Raw genomic sequence first — 19,605 nt, 5'->3', positions numbered from 1 at the left:
AAATAAAGAGAGTAAGACTAGATTTTTTTCTAATCCCCCTATTCACTAATATATGCAGAATGATAGTGAGATCACAACAGTTTTGGGAAATCAAAAAAATCAGTCACTTTCGTTAAATGGCTGATTACTCGTCCTATATTCAATTGGTTTAAGAACAAAAAGTCAGTCAAGATTAATTAGCTTTTGTATCAAAGTATCCTGCTATCCCGATGTCATACAAGGGAATAATTTGATTCTAATAACACAAGCGGTTCTCTTACTTATCTAGTTGTAACTACACTATAATTATCAGTTACTGCTTACTCAAACATATAATTCTATTCATTTTAATAGCTAGCTTTTGTGTAACATTTCAAAGTTATTAGACTGAAAGAGATGGAAAACCCGCACGACTCCACAACCATAAAGGGGTATGAACATCAATTGGAGATAACTCACTATCAATTAGTGCCTTTTCCCATGATTTAGCAACTATCTGTCTATTATCCGACGAACCATCTAATACCTCAGAAGAACATAGACCTAAATTTACGCTAGCTTTCAAAATATGCGTATCAGGAGCTATTGTAATCAATTCTCGAGACCTCCAGCAAACTCCCGTATACCTTTCCATGGCATATAACCAGTAATTGAAAATCTTAGGTCCAGAAAGATATGGAAATTCTGGCTTTCTATTGATTTCCATAATGCTTTTTAAGATGGCTATATCAAATTGAGCAGATTCAATCAATCCTATTACGTCACCTCTTTGAGATGATTGAGTTATTCCCTTAGACACACGTTGCCAAATTTCCGGGTGGCGATTGGGTTGTAAAGCAACTCGGTAATAAACCAAAATACTACGTAATTCATCCAAATTACTTTCAGATACGACTTTTGGATTAAAGATCCAACGAGAACTTTTATCCAAATAAGCTTGTGCAACCGACTCCCATAATTTATATGAGTTTCTTTGATAATTTAAAGCCATTCCTAATGTCAGTACATTCATTAAATCATCTTTGGGAACAATTCCAATCAGAGCATCCTCTGGCATTATTTCACCACCAAGCAACCCTTCAGCATGCATTTGTATTAGTAATTTCACATTTCCAATAAAGGTTTTGTTTTCCATTCGATCCTCCGAACCTATTTCAACTATTATTTCTATAATCTCATTTGTCGTAATCCCAATGTTTGTAGGTACAATTTCACTTTTCTCCAAATTTAACTATGCTCAAGTTCACTTTTTATCGCTGTAATAATCGCTCCATCAATCGGATACATGAAGCTCCTGTTAACACGGACAGCCGACCCAAAATGAACTTCTTCTATCCCTGTTGCAGACACCAATGAAGACAGCGTTTCAGGGTTCATACCATTCCCCGCTAAAATTAGGACAGAAGTATCTTTAGACTTGTCCACCAACTTTTTCAGCTGTTCAGCAGCTTCTGGCGCTGGTGCTTGTCCCCCTGAAGTCAAAATCCGCTGAATCTGTGGGAAACGAGCAATGACTTCTAAAGCTTCCAGCTGATCTTCTATCTCATCAAATGCACGGTGAAAAGTGACTTTCATCTCTCCAGTTTCCTCCAACAAACGTGAGAGGGCATCCGTATTCACTTTACGCTCTTCAGTTAGTACTCCAACAACAACTCCCGCAGCTCCCGCACGTTTAATATGGCGAATGTCAGCTATCATTACAGCTAAATCGTTGTCATCATAGTGAAAAGTTCGACTATGTGGCCGAACGATTACATGGACTGGAATATTTACACCTGCAACCACTGCTTCCACCAATCCCAAACTTGGCGTTAGGCCACCTTCAGTCAAAGCTGCGCAAAGTTCCAATCGGTCGGCACCACTTCGTTCTGCAGCAATTGCATCCGTCAAACTTGTAGCTATAATTTCTAACATCATTTTGGTTACACCTCCTATGAATGCATTTTATTTTTGTAAATCAAATACGACTTTTCTTTCCCCGACAATCACATTATTATCATTTATAATTTCTTTTGGCGCTAACTTATACAAACGCTCAATCGTTTCATGGTTTTCATAACCGATCTGCTCCAAAATAGATGCAATAATGATTGGCCACACAAGCTCGGATCCATCCATTACTTTTAATGCAAAGCCCATTCGCTCATTCTTAAGTGCAAAACCATACACGCCCTTAGCTCCACCTTTAGCAACGATATTTGGGTCCGCCAATAAAACAGAGCAAATGAAATCATGACTCGCAATCATTTCCGGATGTGCATTCATATAGCGAGTAATTTTAACGACAGCTTCTCTCATTTCTCGTTGCTGAATCAAATCTGGACAAGCAAGTTTCAGGTACGCTTGAGCAATGTTCTGAAGCGGCATTGCATACACAGGGAATCCACATCCATCAATTCCAATGCCAAAGTCTTTCTTCGGATAATTGGCCATATCAGCCATCGCGGCCAAGCTCAGCTGCTGTACCGGATGTTCCAACTTCCAATAACCGTCAATGTCGTATCCCAGCACTTTTGCCAAAGCGATAAAACCGCTATGCTTTCCTGAACAGTTATGGTAAAGCTTTCGCTGCTTCCCGTGCTTTCGATGATAGTCCGCTTTTGGTTCTTCATTCAGCGGATAGGTTGGACAGCAATAAAATTGCTCTTCATTAATTCCGACCTTTTGTAAAATCGAATCCAGCGCCTCAATGTGATAGTCTTCTCCACGATGCGAAGCAGCAAATAAAGTAGCTTCTTTGGATGTAAGTCCGAACTTGTCATCTACTCCATTTTGAATAACTGGAATCGCCTGAAATGGTTTTGCTGCCGAACGAAGAAATGTCATATGATTTTCGTTGCCAACAGAATAAAGGATATCGCCATCTGCATTGATTCCACAAATAACACCCATATGAACGTTTTCTAAAATGTCATTACGATATTCTTCCACTATTACTTGTTGGTCCACTGTTTATTCCCTCCACTTGCTCGTTATGAAAGAATTCCCTACAGGTGGTAGCTCATCACAATGAGTTCACCACTTCTCCCCATCTCCCGAACGCCTTCATCAATATAGCCACACTTTTTATACAGGGCTTGAGCTATCTCATTTTTAATATTTACAGCTAGTACGATCTCATCAATGCCAATAAAATTACTTCTAACAAATTCTGGTATAAGCATCAATGCTTTCTTCCCATAACCTTTACCTTGCTGATGAAAATCCGTTGAAAAGCTTCTAATTAATATAGCATCGTCATTAGGAGAAAAAGGGTTAACCCCTTCACCTTTATGTAAGCTAAAGAACGTTACAAGTTGCTCATTTTCTACCGCTAAAATCGAATAGCGATTCTCTTCCGTATTCGAAAGATCAATAGAATCTTTTGGGGTTCCCGTAAATCGTTGCTGTTCGCTAGTTAGTGTATAGTTTTCTATGAGTTTAGCAAAAGCATGATTATAAAAATGCAGTTTCATGTATTCTACTCCCTTCCACAAAAGTACGTACGTTCCAGTTAAGAAGTTCTATGTATGCCATTAACATAATAACCAATTACTTAAATGACTACGTCACCTCCTGCGTTTACTGAGAACCGATTATTCCAAAGAGTTAAATTCCATTATATCAGCACTTGCCCTAACAAACTTAAATTATTTCATTACAATTAAAGGATTACCATTCACCAACATTTGCAAGAAAATCCCAACACTTATAAGCAATAAAAAAAAGACTCCAAAATTTATGGAGTTCCTCCTTTGCAGTGCTTCATGACAAAACAAATATGTGAATCTACCTATATAATGGCACCTCCCATTTCTCTTTGTTTTCTTCATACTAAATACAGTTTTTATGATTTTTTGTTTTTCTCCAAGACTTTGAATGACAATGCCACCCGTGAAGAGTCAGCATATTCACTTGCTATAACGAGTTTAAGATACAAATCAATTCATTTTTTGATGAAATAAAAAAAGAACATCCCACTCCATTTTTTCAAATGAGTAGGATGTTCTTTATAAAAATATGGATCAATCTTTGCTAGTATAATACGCATTTAAATCATTATAATATTTATTCAATGAAGAGGTAGACACTTCAAACCATTCAGCAATCTCTTTCACAGTTATCGTAAGAGGTTCAAATAAGGCATTTTCTTGGCCAAATCGAATTGCTCCAGCTGCAATCGCCACTTCTTTACGTGCGTTCGGCTGCTGTTCTACTAAATAATCTTCTATTATTTCTATTAATTGCTCAGATTCACGTTCATTTTCCTCTAAAAACTCTATTGCTTTTTGGAGTACACCCGCTTCAAAGTTTGTAAATTCTCCTCCGTCGTAGCCATCCTCACCAAGTAGCTTCCAAAATGCAATTCCATTTTCTTTTAAAAATGAGGGAACAGATTGTTCTTCTTGTGATTCAAATTGCTTCACAAATCTCCCGAATGCTTTTGTATAATCGGTTGGGAAGAAAATCAAGCTTGAAATCGCCAAATAGTGATTATCTTTGGATGAGCCATCCGGTAAAATGAAGCAATACACATGGACGCCTACTGGAACAGGCTTTTCACTTTCACGTCGTAAACGTATCGTTTCGTCTTCTAATATATTTTTAATGGACATATATGTATCATCTACAGCTACTACTTCTCCAATGAAAATACGTGGATCAGACCATGTTTCTAACACTTTCACTACAGATGGACGGATAATTTTCTTTTGTTGTTTCTTCATATAATTCGTCCAAATGTCCGGTTTGTGATGGAAAAAGAATTCATCCATGACAATCGCTTCAATCATTTCCTCGACTAAATATTCCTTAAGTGGCTCACTCCATTTTTTCACCAAGCTCAAGAATTCATTTAGGTCACGTTTTTCAGGATACTCTTCATAAAACGCTTGCAAAATTCTTTCAAGCTCTTCCGATTGCACTTCTTCTATTGAAAATGTCGCTTTCGATTCACAACATTTTTTATATTTTTTCCCACTGCCACAGAGGCACGGATCATTACGTCCAATCACATAAACACGTCCTTTAACTAATTAAGAATACATTTAAGTGTAACATGACTATACAAAAATAATAAGTGTACATTTTAGTTTGCCAGTTTGGTGTATTCATCTACAACGTGTGTATTTACGGTACTATAAATGTAGAAATAAAGAACCTTATTGAATTCGCTACGACGCTAGGGCTTCGACTGCCCCTTGTAAAGCTCCTTCGCTCAGTTTATATTGGTATGGATTTATAACTCTTCCCTAATCAGAATCAGTTTTGAAGATAATTATTAGAACAATGGATACTCATCTATACTACGACACACGTCCTTTAAAATAATCAAAAAAACGACTGTCAGGGCTTTTGCCCGTTAAGTCGTCTGTCCTCTTTTTGCAGTGAAAGAACTCGCTTCTCTCCACTTGTCATTCTCCTAGGCTTTATTTGTCTTCGATGCTCCTCAATAATCGCCTGTAAATTCACAACATCTATCATGCAATATTCCCTCCGTTTCATACTCACTCAATAGCGTATGAACTACAAGCGGAATGGATACACTTTATTAACATGTTGTATTTTTCTGAAAATACAGCCACGAAAGATATTATTCCCATCTTTTACCGTGTCAGATAAATTATCTAACGCAAAGTAATCTTTAAAATACACATACTCTCGTTAAGAATTCCTTGTATTAAGAATAATCAAAATTAGTTTCCCAGGAAATAATCTTCTAACATTTTGAAAGCATCCTATTTCCCGAAGAACAAAATTAATTAATAAATAAATTTTTACAATTAATATATATTACAAAAATATTAATTCTCCATTTTTATTTACACTACTTCAACCTATTTTCTATCCCATTTTTTTCACAGTCAACTAACACTGAATTTAAAAACTATTGACGAAAGATTAAACTTTAGTTTACACTTTTCATGAAGCTCCTTTTAATAGTATAGGTAACTGATTTAGTCGTCGTTTCCTTACTACTAATTAGGGGCATTTTTTCGCAAGTAATTAATAATATTTTAAAGTAGTTCCACTTTTTTTCTACTGCAACTCTAGTGAATGCCTACTAAATATTTTATCTGCATATACCTATATCAACCGAGCGTAGGCGCCTTACAAAGGGTAGCCGAAGCCTTAAGACTGGCCGCGAAGCTGCTTGGCTTAAGGCGAGAGGCATCCCCTAGCGCCGAAGCGAATTCAATGGGATTCTTTATTTTAATTTATGAAGAATAAATTCTATTGACTAAGAAATGTTATACTTTATAATAAGATTTGTTTTACATGAAAGGCGTGATGGTAGGGTTGGAAAATAAGCTGAAGCTTTATGGCTTTAACAACCTCACAAAGACTCTTAGCTTCAACATCTATGATGTTTGCTATGCGAAAAGTGAGCGGGAGCAAAGTGAATATATTGCTTATATTGATGAGCAATATAATTCCGATAGATTAACCAGTATCCTGTACGAAGTGACAGATATTATCGGGGCACATGTCTTGAATGTCAGTAAACAGGATTATGATCCACAAGGTGCAAGTGTGACCATTCTTATTTCGGAGGAAGCCTTTCCTATCGCATTGATTGATGAATCGTGTAATAAAGGTGAACGTACCATTTTGGGAACTCGTAAAACAGTCGTTGGTCACCTGGATAAAAGTCACGTTACCGTTCACACATATCCGGAATATCATCCCGATAATTCTATCGCTACTTTTCGAGTCGATATTGATGTTTCAACGTGCGGCACAATTTCCCCGTTGAATGCACTTGATTATCTGATCGGGAGTTTCGACTCAGACATTATTACAACTGATTACCGAGTGCGTGGATTTACACGCAATATGGAAGGCGAAAAATTGTATATAGATCATTCTATAGAGTCCATTCGGGATTATATTGACAGCAATACATTGCTGAAATACCATTGGAAAGATATAAATGTACACCAATCCAATATCTTTCATACAAAGCTACTTATCAAAGACATAAACCTGCAGGACTATTTGTTCAATACAGATGTCTCGGAGCTACCTCTTAATGAAAGGCTTGAAATCACAACCATGCTACGAAAAGAGATGACTGAAATTTTTAATGGTTCTAATATAGATGAATGAGGGGTGATTACGTGACACATCTTTTGCAACATAAAGCCCCCATAATGGAGGCGCTGAATCAATACAAATCAATGCGCGTCGTCCCTTTTGACGTTCCAGGTCATAAACGTGGAAGAGGTAATCCTGAATTAGCTGCATTTTTAGGTGAACAATGCTTGAGTATGGATGTCAATTCCATGAAACCACTTGATAATCTCTGCCACCCTGTTTCGGTTATAAAAGAGGCAGAAGAATTAGCAGCTCAAGCATTTAATGCTAAGCACGCCTTTTTCATGGTGAATGGTACCACATCTGCAGTACAGGCAATGATCATGACGGCATGCAAAGCTGGGGATAAAATCATTATGCCACGCAATGTACATCGCAGTGCGATTAATGCCCTCATTTTAAGTGGTGCCGTTCCTATCTATGTTAATCCGGGCGTACACAGTGAACTTGGCATTCCTTTAGGTATGGCCGTAAAAGATGTAGAACAAGCTATCTTAGAAAACACAGATGCTAAAGCCATTCTCATCAACAATCCTACTTATTATGGGATTTGTTCAAACCTGCAAGCTCTTACCGATCTTGCACATCAACACGATATGCTCGTCCTTGTCGATGAGGCACATGGTACTCATTTTTACTTTGGTGATAATCTTCCCGCTTCTGCTATGTCAGTTGGTGCTGATATGGCATCCGTTAGTATGCACAAATCCGGCGGGTCATTGACACAAAGCTCTTTTTTGTTGATAAACAATGACGTAAGCGAAGGTTATACGAGGCAGATTATCAATTTGACACAAACGACAAGCGGATCTTATTTACTGCTCTCTTCCCTGGATATCTCGAGAAGAAGTTTAGCGCTTAACGGAAAAGAGATATTTCAAAAGGTTGCCGAAATGGCACACTATACAAGGACTGAAATCAATAAGATTGGCGGCTATTACGCCTATTCGAAAGAATTGATTAATGGAGATACGATTTTCGACTTTGATGTTACGAAACTTTCGGTGGATACCCGCGACATTGGCTTAGCCGGAATTGAAGTCTATGACATTCTTAGAGATGAGTATGATATTCAAATTGAATTTGGCGATATCGGTAATATTTTGGCTTATATTTCTGTCGGTGACAGGCATCTAGATTTGGAACGGTTAGTCGCAGCACTCGCTGAAATAAAACGCCGCTATTCTAAGAATAAAAACAGCGTTTTCATCCATGATTACATTCGTCCGCAAGTTGCGTTCACACCGCAAGAAGCCTTTTATGCGCCTAAGCAAAAGTTGCCCATTTCGGAGAGCGCAGGTTATATTTCCAGTGAATTCGTTATGTGTTACCCCCCAGGTATCCCGATTTTGGCGCCTGGTGAACGGATTACAGAGGAAATTTTGGATTTCATTCAATACTCCAAAGATAAAGGCTGTTTCTTAACAGGTACTGAAGACAGCGACATTGCAAATATTAATGTGTTGAAGGAGTTGGCGAAATGAATTTATGGTATACAGAAAATCATTCGCCTAATGTCCGTTTTTCATTGGAAGTGGAAGAGCACCTCTACACGGGTAAAAGTGATTTTCAAAAAATCGATATTTTACAAACGTCGGAGTTTGGCCGTGTTCTTACACTAGATGGACTCGTAATGTGTACTGAAAAAGATGAATTTATATATCACGAGATGATTACGCATGTAGCAATGGCAACCAATCCGACTATAAAAAAAGTACTAGTCATTGGGGCTGGTGATGGTGGAACAATCCGTGAATTGTCTGCTTACCCAACTATTGAACAAATCGACATGGTTGAAATTGATAAGATGGTTGTTGATGTCTGCAGAGAATATTTACCGCAGACAGCCTCGAAATTAGATGACCCGAGGGTTAATCTGTACTTTGAAGACGGGCTAAAATTTGTTCGTAAAATCGAAAATGATTATGATTTGATCATTGTGGACTCGACAGATCCATTCGGTCCAGGTGAAGGGCTATTCACAAAAGAATTCTACGGCAACTGTTATAAAGCGCTGAAAGAAGATGGAATTCTTGTGAATCAACATGAAAGTCCCTTTTACGCTGAGGATGCGCTTGGTATGAGGAAAGCACACCAAAAAATCGTGGGCTTCTTCCCTGTTTGTAAAGTTTATCAATTTCACATGCCAACTTATCCATCCGGTCATTGGTTGTTTGGTTTTGCGTCAAAGAAATTTGACCCTATTCAAGATTTGGATGCAACAGCATGGAATGACCTTGACCTGAAAACAAGGTATTACAATACAGACATTCATGTTGGTTCATTTGCACTTCCAAACTATGTAAAGGAGCAATTAAAAGATGTTGAATAGAAATGTTGAAACGTTTATTGGTTGTGACAATGAGTATGAAGAATCGAAAATCGTTATTTTTGGGGCTCCATTTGACTCTACAACTTCTTTTCGTCCTGGTACACGCTTCGCAAGTAAAGCAATGCGTGGTGAATCGTTTGGAATTGAGACGTATAGCCCTTATCAGGATAAAGACTTAGAGGATATCGCTGTATTTGACGGTGGCGATTTAGAATTAAGTTTTGGGAACACGACAAGAGCATTAGGACAAATTGAAGATTTCACAACTCAAATTTTGGATGACGGCAAGATTCCCTGCATGATTGGCGGGGAACATCTGGTGACACTCGGTGCAATGCGTGCTGTTGCCAAAAAACATCCTGACCTTCATGTCATTCAATTTGACGCACATGCAGATTTACGTGAGGACTATCTTGGGGAAACCCTTTCTCATGCCACCGTTATTCACAGAGTATGGGACTTACTCGGAGACGACAAGATCTTCCAATTCGGTATCCGCTCTGGAGACCGCAGTGAATTCCAATGGGGTAAAGACCATGTGTTTACGAACAAGTTTAACTTTAACGGATTAGAAGAAGTCGTTGAAAAGCTTAAAGGTAAACCAGTCTATTTAACCATCGATTTGGATGTATTGGACCCTTCTGTATTTCCTGGAACAGGTACACCTGAAGCCGGCGGAGTCAGCTTTATGGAATTACTGAATGCCATGTTAACAGTAAGCGGCCTCAATATTGTTGCTTGTGATGTAAACGAGCTATCTCCGATTTACGATCAAAGCGGTGTCTCGACAGCGGTAGCATGTAAAGTACTACGCGAATTGTTATTGGCAATTTGAATTCGGTGGCAGTAACTGGCACCGGGGTGTGGCGTTTGGATACATGTACAAACTGAGCGTAGGCGCCTTAAAAGGGATAGCCAACCGAACAACGAAGAGTTCGGTTTGTATAATTTCTGAGTACTTTGCAGAAATTATACAGTTAATGTCCAGAGGTTATTTCCTTTAGGTTCAAGGATATCTCGACTAATCTTGGCGGGAGGCATCCCCTAGCGCCGCAGCAGATTTGAAGGAATTCTTTACTTCAACTTTTCAATCTAAAAAAAACTATATTATAGGCGGGTGTTCATTATGGGAAAAGCGTTAATTATTGGTGCTGGTGGAGTTGCAGGAGTAGTTGTTCATAAATGTTGTCAGGTTCCTGACGTATTCGAAGAAATCTGTATCGCAAGTCGTACAGTATCTAAATGTGATGCGTTAAAAGAAAAACTGGATGGCGGCCGTACTAAAATTCAAACGGCGCAAGTAGATGCTGATAATGTGGAAGAACTGGTTGAACTTATTAATAAATTCCAACCAGATATCGTCATTAACGTTGCATTGCCATATCAGGATTTAACGATCATGGATGCATGTCTTGCTACTGGCGTTGACTATGTCGATACTGCAAACTACGAACCTCTTGACGAAGCTAAGTTTGAATACAGCTGGCAATGGGCTTACAGAGAACGTTTTGAAAAAGCTGGCATCACTGCACTACTTGGAAGCGGCTTCGATCCGGGCGTTACAGGTGTCTTCTCTGCGCATGCACTAAAACATCATTTCGATGAAATTCATACGATTGACATTGTGGACGCAAACGCTGGTGATCACGGCTATCCGTTCGCTACTAACTTTAATCCTGAAATTAACATCCGTGAAATCACAGCTAATGGAAGCTATTTTGAAAATGGTGAGTTCATCGAAACTGAACCATTATCAATTAAACGTGTCTATAATCTTCCTGAAATCGGTCCAAAAGATGTTTACTTATTACATCACGAGGAACTGGAATCCCTTGCACTCAATATTACAGGTATCAAAAAAATTCGTTTCTGGATGACGTTCTCAGAGAACTATTTGAACCACTTAAAAGTGCTTGAAAACGTTGGAATGACTTCTATTGAACCAATCCTTTTCGAAGGGAAAGAAATCGCTCCCCTTCAATTCTTAAAAGCTGTGCTACCGGATCCAGCTTCTCTTGGGCCAAGAACAATAGGAAAAACGAATATCGGCTGTATTTTCCAAGGTATCAAAGACGGCGAAGAGAAAACGTATTATGTTTACAATATTTGTGACCATCAAGAATGTTACAAAGAAGTAGGTTCACAAGCAATTTCGTATACAACAGGTGTCCCTGCAATGATCGGTGCGATGCTGGTAATGACGGGTAAATGGAAGAATCCTGGCGTACACAATATCGAAGAGTTCAATCCTGATCCATTCATGGAAGCACTCAACAAATATGGTCTACCATGGCAGGAAAGCTTCAATCCTGAATTGATTGACTGAGGAGGGCTTGAAATTGAATATTGATTTAAATGCACTCCCCTCCCCCTGCTATGTAGTGGACGAAGGATTGCTTATTAAAAACTTGGAAAAAATGAAGTCTGTTATTGACCAGACGGGCTGTAAGATTCTACTTGCTCAAAAAGGATTTTCGATGTTCTCAGTTTATCCGTTAATCGGAGAATACTTGAACGGGGTAACATCTAGTTCCGTACACGAAGCAAGACTGGGCTTCGAAGAAATGGGCAAGGAAGTACACACCTACGCCCCTGCCTTTTCGGAAACAGAGATTGATGAGATTCTTTCTTATTCAGATCACATCGTCTTTAATTCGTTTCAACAATATAATCAATTCAAAGAAAAAATTAAAAACCATCCAAAACAAATAGAAATTGGACTTCGCATTAATCCTGAATACTCTGAAATCGAAGTCGATATGTACAATCCTTGTTTTTCGCATTCAAGGTTTGGCGTTACGCTTGAGAATTTTGAAGCGGATCAACTTGAAGGCATCGATGGCTTACACTTCCATACGATGTGCGAACAAAACTCTGATACGCTGGAGCGCACCGTGCAAGTTGTCGATGAAAAGTTTGGGGAATACATTAAAAATATGAAGTGGATCAACTTCGGCGGTGGGCATCATATCACAAGACCCGATTATGATATCGAAACACTTATCCGTTCGATACTGTTTATGAAGAATAAATACGGTGTACAAGTGTATTTAGAGCCTGGTGAAGCTGTTGCATTGAATACTGGCTATCTTGTTGCGACTGTTTTGGACACCCTCCACAACGGTATGCCAATTGCTATTTTAGATACTTCAGCAGCATGTCATATGCCTGATGTACTGGAGATGCCTTATCGCCCTGAAATCATTGGTGCAGGAATGCCAAACGAAAAGGCTTACACCTATCGATTCGGTGGACCTACTTGCCTAGCTGGAGACGTCATTGGTGATTATTCTTTTGATGAGCCTTTAAAGCCTGGTGATAAGCTTGTCTTTTGTGATATGGGCCACTACTCGATGGTGAAAAACAATACATTTAATGGTGTTAACTTACCTTCTATCGCCTTAAATACCGTTAGTGATGGTATTCAAGTGATTAAACAGTTTGGGTATGACGATTTTAGAAACCGTCTATCTTAACCAAAATGAAAAACCTGTGCAAAAATACTATTTTTGCACAGGTTTTCTTTATTAATTGAGTACTTTAAGTTTCACTTTTTTGACTCCCCACTCCATTGCATTATTATAAGATGGAATGAAAACATCGATTTTATTCCCTTTAATGGCTCCTCCTGTATCTCCAGCTATCGCTTCTCCATAGCCTTCCACCCAAACCTTTGTACCTAGCGGAATAAGTTTTGGATCTACTGCAATTACTTTCTGATTTGGATTAGAACGTAAGTCAATGCCGTAAGCGGTAGTTCCTGAACAGCCCGTACAGTAGGCTGTATAGGCTGTCGCTGTAACCAGCATCTCTTTTCCATCACTTGCAGGTGGTGGCGTTGGCACGATTGCAGCCGCAATTGTATCTTTCGTTCCCGCATCTGCTACATGCCCACTGACGATTAATACATCACCAGGGTGGATCACCTCGCCTGTTAGGCCGTTCCAACTCGTGAGAGAATCTATAGTAATGTTATGATTAAGTGCAATTCGATACAAATTATCGCCTGCGTTTACTGTATAGCTTTTCGGCTTCGGAGTTGATTCCACTGGTGCGACTAATTCCTGATCTACTACTTCTTGATCAGGTACCTTACTTTCTTCTGCTTCTCCCAAAATCATGTCAACTGCATTTGAAAGGGTTTGTAAATATGTCAGTTCATCATCACTCAGTTGGGCATCTGAGAGTATCGCCGCATCTGTTACTGAATAAGTGGAAAACGCAAAAATTAGAGCTAACAAAAATATTTTCGTTTTCAACAAAAGTCTCCTCCTTCATTTCAAATACGATTGCTTATCCTAAACAGCAATCGATAATTTGTTTCCACAAGTATTGCCCCGAATCTTTGAAAAACAAACATTCTAATTAAATAAAAAGAAACCCTTCTCCAAAACAACTAAAATTTGTTTTGAGAATAGGGTATTATTAGCGATTTAGCGATGAAATCTTATTACATAATGTGTAAGTTATCGAATTAAATCCACGAAAATAAAAACAACAATCAGCCATTCATTTGAATGACTAATTGTTGTTTTCACTGTAGGCAATTGTAATAGATCATTTATGTCTCCAATTAGTTAAGATAATAATCCAACCATCTGCAATCCGTAAGCAATACCATCTTCGCCCACATCTTTCGTAACATATCTTGCTGCTTTTTTCACTTCCTCAGGTGCATTCCCCATCGCAACACTATGTCCAGCATACTGAAGCATTTCAATATCATTTAAATTATCACCAAAAGCATAGACTTGATCTTTCGAGAATCCTTTCTTCTCAATGAACTTTTCAATTCCCTTCGCTTTAGAGCCGCCAAGAGGTAGAACATCCATCGAATATTCATGCCAACGGATAAAGTTCAATTTTCGCAAATTGTCTCGATATAATGTTTCTTCATGTTCTTTGCAATACAGGAGTGTTTGATAAATTTCAGTATCGTTGTAGTAACTAGCGTCCATTTCTATTTGAGTAGTATCAATATTAAGGGAGGTAAGAGATTCTTCTATATCAGAATGATAGTCAAAAGTGGATCTCATAAATTCTGCACCCATATAAACAAGTGGATGATTTTGCGTTGTGGAAAAACCCGATAAATGCGCTAATAATTCTCTATCAATAGGGTTTTTATAAATGACTTCATTTTCAATTTCAACATACTGACCATTAAAACAAATGAAAGAATCAATCTCCAATTCTTTCCTCAAATCTTCGATAAAGTAAGGAGCACGCCCCGTCGCAAAGGCAACTTCATGTCCTGCTTCTTTTAAAGATTTAACAGCTTCCTTCGCAGAAGCAGGTAATTTCTTATCGTGGTCTAAAAGAGTTCCGTCAATATCAAACATAATCATTTTTTTAGTCATTTTATTTCCCCCATTACAGAATGAATTCATATTTGGTTCAATTTTAAAAGTGTGATTCTTATTTCATACTAATTCGAGGCTAATTGCGGGGTAATTCTAACATACATCAACAAATAAGATTCTTTAGAATGGCGTCGTAGGAATAACAGTGGTGTTGGTGTTTGACACAAGAATACAGCAAAACAATAAATAAAGACAACACCCCTGAACGATTAATCAAGTTCTGGGATGCTGTTTTATGATAACTGTTTTGAATTACAAATTGCTGCGGGCCATAACTGCTTGAACTACATCCTCAGCTGTTGACATCTGCAAGGCTTCATTCGCAAGTTCTACCATATCGCTTTTGTTCAATTTTAGAATTTGAGTACGGGCCTTTAAAATGGATGTGGCACTCATCGAGAATTCATCAAGGCCTAGTCCCAATAGTAAAGGAATAGCGATTTCATCCCCTGCCATTTCCCCACACATCCCAGTCCATTTTCCTTCCTTATGTGAGGCGTCAATAACCATCTTGACCAACCGTAGAATTGCTGGATTATAAGGTTGATATAAATAGGCAACGCGTTCATTCATACGATCAGCAGCCATCGTATATTGGATTAAATCGTTGGTTCCAATACTAAAGAAATCAACTTCCTTCGCGAACTGATCTGCCAGTATTGCAGTGGAAGGGATTTCTACCATGATGCCAACCTCAATAGTAGTGGCAACATTTATATTGTTATTTAGGAGTTCTTGTTTCTCTTCCTCCAAAATTGCTTTAGCCTGGCGGAACTCATCAAGAGTTGCAATCATCGGGAACATGATTTTCAAATTCCCATATGAACTGGCTCTTAAAAGAGCTCTTAATTGCGTTCTGAAAATATCCTGCTCTTCCAAACATAAACGAATAGCGCGAAGTCCTAGGAATGGATTCATTTCTTTAGGGAGATTTAAATAAGGGAGTTCTTTATCCCCGCCAATATCAAGGGTCCGAACAACGACCGGTTTACCTGACATTCCCTGTAGAACCTTCTTATATGCCTCGTACTGCTCTTCTTCAGTTGGGAGTTGGTTTCTGCCCATATACAAAAACTCGGTTCTGTATAATCCGATCCCTTCTCCACCATTACTGATGACTCCCTCTAAGTCTTCCGGGGTGCCGATATTTGCAGCTAACTCAACATGATGACCATCAGCAGTAGTTGTTTTTTCATCTACTAGCTTTGTCCATTCAGCTTTTTGTTGCTCATACTTCAATTGTTCATTTTCGTATGTAGCAATGACATCCGGAGTAGGATTAATATGTACCTCTCCTTTAAACCCATCAACAATAATGATGTCACCGTCCTGAATAAGCTTAGTCGCCTCCTTCGTACCTACAACTGCGGGAATTTCCAATGTGCGCGCCATAATCGCAGAATGGGAAGTCTTCCCACCAATATTAGTTGTAAAACCTTTTACAAATTCACGATTTAACTGCGCCGTGTCTGAAGGTGTTAAATCTTCTGCGATAATAATTACTTTTTCAGAAATCATGCTCGGATTTACAATTTCAACATTTAGCAAATGGGACAGCAAACGTTTCGCAACATCACGAATGTCCGAAGCCCGTTCTCTCATATATTCATTATCCATTTGCTCGAACATTGTAATAAACATATCAGACGTTTCTTTGAGTGCGTGTTCAGCATTCACATGATCTGTTTTAATTTTATCTTCAATTGAAGTCAGAAGCTCCGGATCAAGTAAAACTAATATATGTGCATCGAAGATAGCTGCTTCATCTGCACCAAGTCCTTTTGCAGCGGTATCGCGAATTGACTCTAACTCACTTTTCGAAATAGAGACAGCTGACTGAAAACGTGAAAGTTCTTCCGGAATGTCTTCAACAGTTTTTTTACTGAAAGATAGATCTGGCTCAACAAAACGGTACGCTTTTGCTATCGCTATACCATTTGATGCAGAAATCCCATGAAGTAGGCTCATTAGTTAGTCAGTCCTCCGTTTTTCAACGCTTCTTCAAGTTCGTTAAGTGCATCCTGTTCATCGATTCCAGTGGCGCTAATTTTAAATTCTCCACCTAAACCAATACCTAAAGACATTACGCCAAGAATTGATTTTAAATTGACGTTTTTCTCATTGTAAACCAAGTTTATATCGGATTTGAATTTGGTTGCTGTACTTACTAATATTGAAGCGGGTCGCGCATGAATCCCCTGCTCATCCGTAACTATAAATTGTTTTTCAACCATTTAAATCATACTCCCTCATTAAAATAATACTTACTTACCAAGCTTATCATTTTGGGTCGGGATAGAAAAGGATCTAACCCAAAAAAACTACTCTTTTACATCTTCATTACACATTTCTGATCCTTCATTTAATTGTAATCGATATGTTATCATCGGCCCTTACTCATATAAGGAACGGACATAACTCCTATACTGGCTTCTTCCCTTAGCAGACAGCTAAATTCTCTTCACTTACTTGATTCCGGCAAGGTAGCACTTTACTAACCAGGTCCCAAAATATGATTCTCACATATACTACTAGGTATATATCGAAAAAGGAGGCACTCAATTTTGTCTGACGATCAGTTTCCAGTCCCGCACAATCCCAATAACTCGGAACTCCCCTTTGGACAGCCACATTATCCAAAAAATCAAGAACCAGTTCAATTTACGAAACAAGGTGCAGCACCGACCAATCCACCGCCATCTTCTATACCAAAACAACAAACAGGACCACTTTCCATAGATCCAGGCGCGTTGCGAGGTTGCTTATACCGCGATACTTACCTAAGTCTCGTAAACCGAACATCATTTTGGTTTCATCCAACTTACATCGATTATATTACAACCACGGGTTTTAAATGGGATGGCTATGCATGGCTTCCATGGAGAATAGACTTGGATAAAATCATATCTTTTCAGTGCACATAGTAATAATTCAATAAATAAAAAGGACCAGTTTCTACTAAACACGACATTGTAATCATTCGTGTTTAATTGAGAAATTGGCCTTATTTATTATGTCGTTACATTGACTTACATACCGATTCCAGGCGCTATGAAACTAGATTCCTTAACTATTTAAAATCTGTACCAAACGCAAAAACCCATATTAATGAAACACAATCGTTTTGTTACCTTCAACAATAATTCGATTTTCGAGGTGCCACTTTACAGCTTTTGCAAGAACACGTCGCTCAATTCGACTTCCAATTTTCTTCAAATCTATTACGTCGTCACGATGATCTACCCGCTCGATATCCTGTTCAATTATTGGACCTTCGTCAAGATCGTTTGTTACATAATGGGAAGTAGCCCCTATCAGTTTCACACCACGATCATATGCCCGTTCATATGGTCGGGCTCCAATAAACGCCGGCAAGAAAGAGTGATGAATGTTAATGATTCGATGTTGAAAATGATTTACAAAGTCAGGCGAAAGAATTTGCATATAGCGAGCAAGAATTAGTAAATCAACACTATATTCTTCCATTAGGCGAATCTGTTCTTCTTCTACTTTTTTCCGAATGTCCTTATTGGCAGGAATATAGTGAAAAGGAATTCCTAAAGATTCGACCATCTCCCGTGCGTCCTCATGGTTACTTACAACGACTACAATATCTGTGTCCAAGTCACCATTTTGCCATTCCCACAAAAGTTCAATCAAACAATGTGGCTCTTTTGAAACAAAAATAGCTGTCCGCTTCCGTTCACTTTCGTAAGCAAAGTGGTAATCCATAGAATGATTGGTAGCAATTTCCTCAAAATCACTTTCCATTTGCGCTGACTTTTCTTTCAAATTTTCACAGTAAAATTCCATTCGAATAAAAAAGTTTCCCTTTTCGGGATCATTCGAATACTGACTTGATTCAATGATATTCGAATCATGATTAAGTAAAAATGTCGACAACATCGATACAATTCCAGGTTTATCCGGACATTTTACTAACAGTCGCCCCCGATTTTCACTTTGATTTCCCTGTTGCTTCAATTTCATTTCAACTTCTGTTTTACTAGACATTTACGAACAGCTCCTAATGATAATCATGCTATATGTGTTGAAATAAAGAACTCCATTGAACTAACTATATCGCTAAGGATACTTCCCGCCCTAAGCTAACTTGCTTCGCTGCAGCATTAGGACTTCGGCTACACCTTGTAAGGTGCCCTCATGTAAGTTTATATAGGGTATTCATTTATTCAACTACTATAGTTAATATTATTGGTCATACTACGCTCTTGAGCAATGTTTTTAATTGTACCCCATTTTTTAAAATCATGATAGTTTTCTTAATAGATGCTTTTAAAAGAAAAAAGTATTAATCCTCTGTTTTTGCTCATCATAATAAAAAGGAGGTGTGATACTATGGCTCAAGAAATTCTTTGCGAAGTGAGTAACTGTAAATTCTGGGGTCCCGGAAACAAATGTAAAGCGAATTCTATCTACGTAGTCAGCCAAAAAGGAAAAAAAGCAACAAGTAGTGAAGAAACGGATTGTAAAACATTCGTGCCAAGAGATTGAATGACGACGTATTCGATTATTTATAATTTAGTTCAAGCTTAGTATCATGCACTGTGGAAAGCGCCAGATTCTAAAGCAATTCTGACTGTTTTGGAATCTGGTGTCTTTCATTTTCTTGAATAATTAACAATTTATAACGTGTTTATTTACATAAATCGGATCACTCGCAATGCCGACATTAATGGCAACAACTGGTTCAGCATATAACATACTTGCAACTGAACCCGTCTCTCCCAATGAAAGTTCCGTAACCCATGTAACATAAGCAGCTGCCTCCGGAAAACCTCCAAATAAATAGTCGACAAATTAGCTTCATTTGTAGCACCCTGAATGCCTTGT

The 19,605-nt window shown here is 38.4% G+C and carries 18 protein-coding genes; 8 read left to right on the top strand and 10 right to left on the bottom strand.

Features of this window, described 5'->3' with window-relative positions:
- Window positions 1-361 precede the first annotated feature (361 nt).
- The 5 genes from ACP8HG_RS05170 to ACP8HG_RS05150 all read right to left on the bottom strand — a co-directional run bounded on the left by ACP8HG_RS05170 (window position 362) and on the right by ACP8HG_RS05150 (window position 4,973).
- On the bottom strand, window positions 362-1,204 hold the full coding sequence (locus ACP8HG_RS05170) for a hypothetical protein (protein ID WP_438298293.1): 843 nt from the start codon (window positions 1,202-1,204) through the stop codon (window positions 362-364).
- Between the two features lie 2 nt (window positions 1,205-1,206).
- Window positions 1,207-1,896 (bottom strand): copper homeostasis protein CutC, encoded by a 690-nt coding sequence (locus ACP8HG_RS05165; RefSeq protein ID WP_187047688.1) that lies wholly within the window; start codon window positions 1,894-1,896, stop codon window positions 1,207-1,209.
- A gap of 27 nt (window positions 1,897-1,923) precedes the next feature.
- Window positions 1,924-2,928, bottom strand: a complete 1,005-nt coding sequence (locus tag ACP8HG_RS05160) for an asparaginase (RefSeq protein ID WP_342538139.1) — start codon at window positions 2,926-2,928, stop codon at window positions 1,924-1,926.
- A gap of 38 nt (window positions 2,929-2,966) precedes the next feature.
- The gene (locus ACP8HG_RS05155) at window positions 2,967-3,434 is read right to left on the bottom strand and encodes a GNAT family N-acetyltransferase (protein ID WP_067208863.1); all 468 of its coding nucleotides are present in this window, start codon (window positions 3,432-3,434) and stop codon (window positions 2,967-2,969) included.
- Between the two features lie 549 nt (window positions 3,435-3,983).
- Entirely contained in the window at window positions 3,984-4,973 is a 990-nt protein-coding gene (locus ACP8HG_RS05150; RefSeq protein WP_067208860.1) for a YecA family protein, read from the bottom strand.
- A gap of 1,264 nt (window positions 4,974-6,237) precedes the next feature.
- Here ACP8HG_RS05150 and speD point away from each other — a divergent pair.
- From speD to nspC, 6 genes are all read left to right on the top strand, one after another.
- Window positions 6,238-7,068: an adenosylmethionine decarboxylase gene (gene speD, locus ACP8HG_RS05145; RefSeq protein WP_231885804.1), complete on the top strand. Its 831-nt coding sequence runs from the start codon at window positions 6,238-6,240 to the stop codon at window positions 7,066-7,068.
- A 44-nt stretch (window positions 7,069-7,112) separates the two neighbouring features.
- Window positions 7,113-8,540, top strand: a complete 1,428-nt coding sequence (locus tag ACP8HG_RS05140) for an aminotransferase class I/II-fold pyridoxal phosphate-dependent enzyme (protein ID WP_340742603.1) — start codon at window positions 7,113-7,115, stop codon at window positions 8,538-8,540.
- Window positions 8,537-9,388 (top strand): polyamine aminopropyltransferase, encoded by an 852-nt coding sequence (speE, locus tag ACP8HG_RS05135; RefSeq protein WP_187047685.1) that lies wholly within the window; start codon window positions 8,537-8,539, stop codon window positions 9,386-9,388. The genes ACP8HG_RS05140 and speE overlap by 4 nt, the downstream gene beginning before the upstream one ends.
- Window positions 9,378-10,223, top strand: a complete 846-nt coding sequence (speB, locus tag ACP8HG_RS05130; protein WP_187047684.1) for an agmatinase — start codon at window positions 9,378-9,380, stop codon at window positions 10,221-10,223. The genes speE and speB overlap by 11 nt, the downstream gene beginning before the upstream one ends.
- 291 nt (window positions 10,224-10,514) lie before the next feature.
- Window positions 10,515-11,714, top strand: coding sequence for a saccharopine dehydrogenase family protein (locus ACP8HG_RS05125; RefSeq protein ID WP_187047683.1), 1,200 nt, complete (start codon window positions 10,515-10,517; stop codon window positions 11,712-11,714).
- Between the two features lie 13 nt (window positions 11,715-11,727).
- Window positions 11,728-12,864 (top strand): carboxynorspermidine decarboxylase, encoded by a 1,137-nt coding sequence (gene nspC / locus ACP8HG_RS05120; protein WP_067208849.1) that lies wholly within the window; start codon window positions 11,728-11,730, stop codon window positions 12,862-12,864.
- A 51-nt stretch (window positions 12,865-12,915) separates the two neighbouring features.
- On the opposite strand, the gene ACP8HG_RS05115 is transcribed toward nspC, so the two are convergent.
- From ACP8HG_RS05115 to ACP8HG_RS05100, 4 genes are all read right to left on the bottom strand, one after another.
- Window positions 12,916-13,647, bottom strand: a complete 732-nt coding sequence (locus ACP8HG_RS05115) for a 3D domain-containing protein (protein WP_438298292.1) — start codon at window positions 13,645-13,647, stop codon at window positions 12,916-12,918.
- Window positions 13,648-13,965: 318 nt separating this feature from the next.
- Window positions 13,966-14,748, bottom strand: coding sequence for a Cof-type HAD-IIB family hydrolase (locus ACP8HG_RS05110; RefSeq protein ID WP_342538136.1), 783 nt, complete (start codon window positions 14,746-14,748; stop codon window positions 13,966-13,968).
- Between the two features lie 255 nt (window positions 14,749-15,003).
- On the bottom strand, window positions 15,004-16,719 hold the full coding sequence (ptsP, locus tag ACP8HG_RS05105; RefSeq protein WP_340742044.1) for a phosphoenolpyruvate--protein phosphotransferase: 1,716 nt from the start codon (window positions 16,717-16,719) through the stop codon (window positions 15,004-15,006).
- Entirely contained in the window at window positions 16,719-16,985 is a 267-nt protein-coding gene (locus ACP8HG_RS05100; protein ID WP_067208839.1) for a phosphocarrier protein HPr, read from the bottom strand. The genes ptsP and ACP8HG_RS05100 overlap by 1 nt, the downstream gene beginning before the upstream one ends.
- A 330-nt stretch (window positions 16,986-17,315) precedes the next feature.
- Between ACP8HG_RS05100 and ACP8HG_RS05095 the strand changes: the two genes are divergently transcribed.
- Entirely contained in the window at window positions 17,316-17,675 is a 360-nt protein-coding gene (locus tag ACP8HG_RS05095; protein WP_338652483.1) for a collagen-like protein, read from the top strand.
- 181 nt (window positions 17,676-17,856) lie between these two features.
- On the opposite strand, the gene purU is transcribed toward ACP8HG_RS05095, so the two are convergent.
- Window positions 17,857-18,765: a formyltetrahydrofolate deformylase gene (gene purU, locus ACP8HG_RS05090; protein WP_438298291.1), complete on the bottom strand. Its 909-nt coding sequence runs from the start codon at window positions 18,763-18,765 to the stop codon at window positions 17,857-17,859.
- A 345-nt stretch (window positions 18,766-19,110) separates the two neighbouring features.
- Here purU and ACP8HG_RS05085 point away from each other — a divergent pair, with 345 nt between their 5' ends.
- On the top strand, window positions 19,111-19,266 hold the full coding sequence (locus ACP8HG_RS05085; protein ID WP_082786555.1) for a DUF1540 domain-containing protein: 156 nt from the start codon (window positions 19,111-19,113) through the stop codon (window positions 19,264-19,266).
- The last annotated feature ends 339 nt before the right edge of the window (window positions 19,267-19,605 follow it).

Source organism: Sporosarcina sp. FA15, assembly GCF_051550195.1.
Taxonomy (GTDB): domain Bacteria; phylum Bacillota; class Bacilli; order Bacillales_A; family Planococcaceae; genus Sporosarcina; species Sporosarcina psychrophila.
The sequence above is the reverse complement of the archived record's forward strand: the minus strand, read 5'-3'. Positions and strand labels throughout refer to the sequence as shown.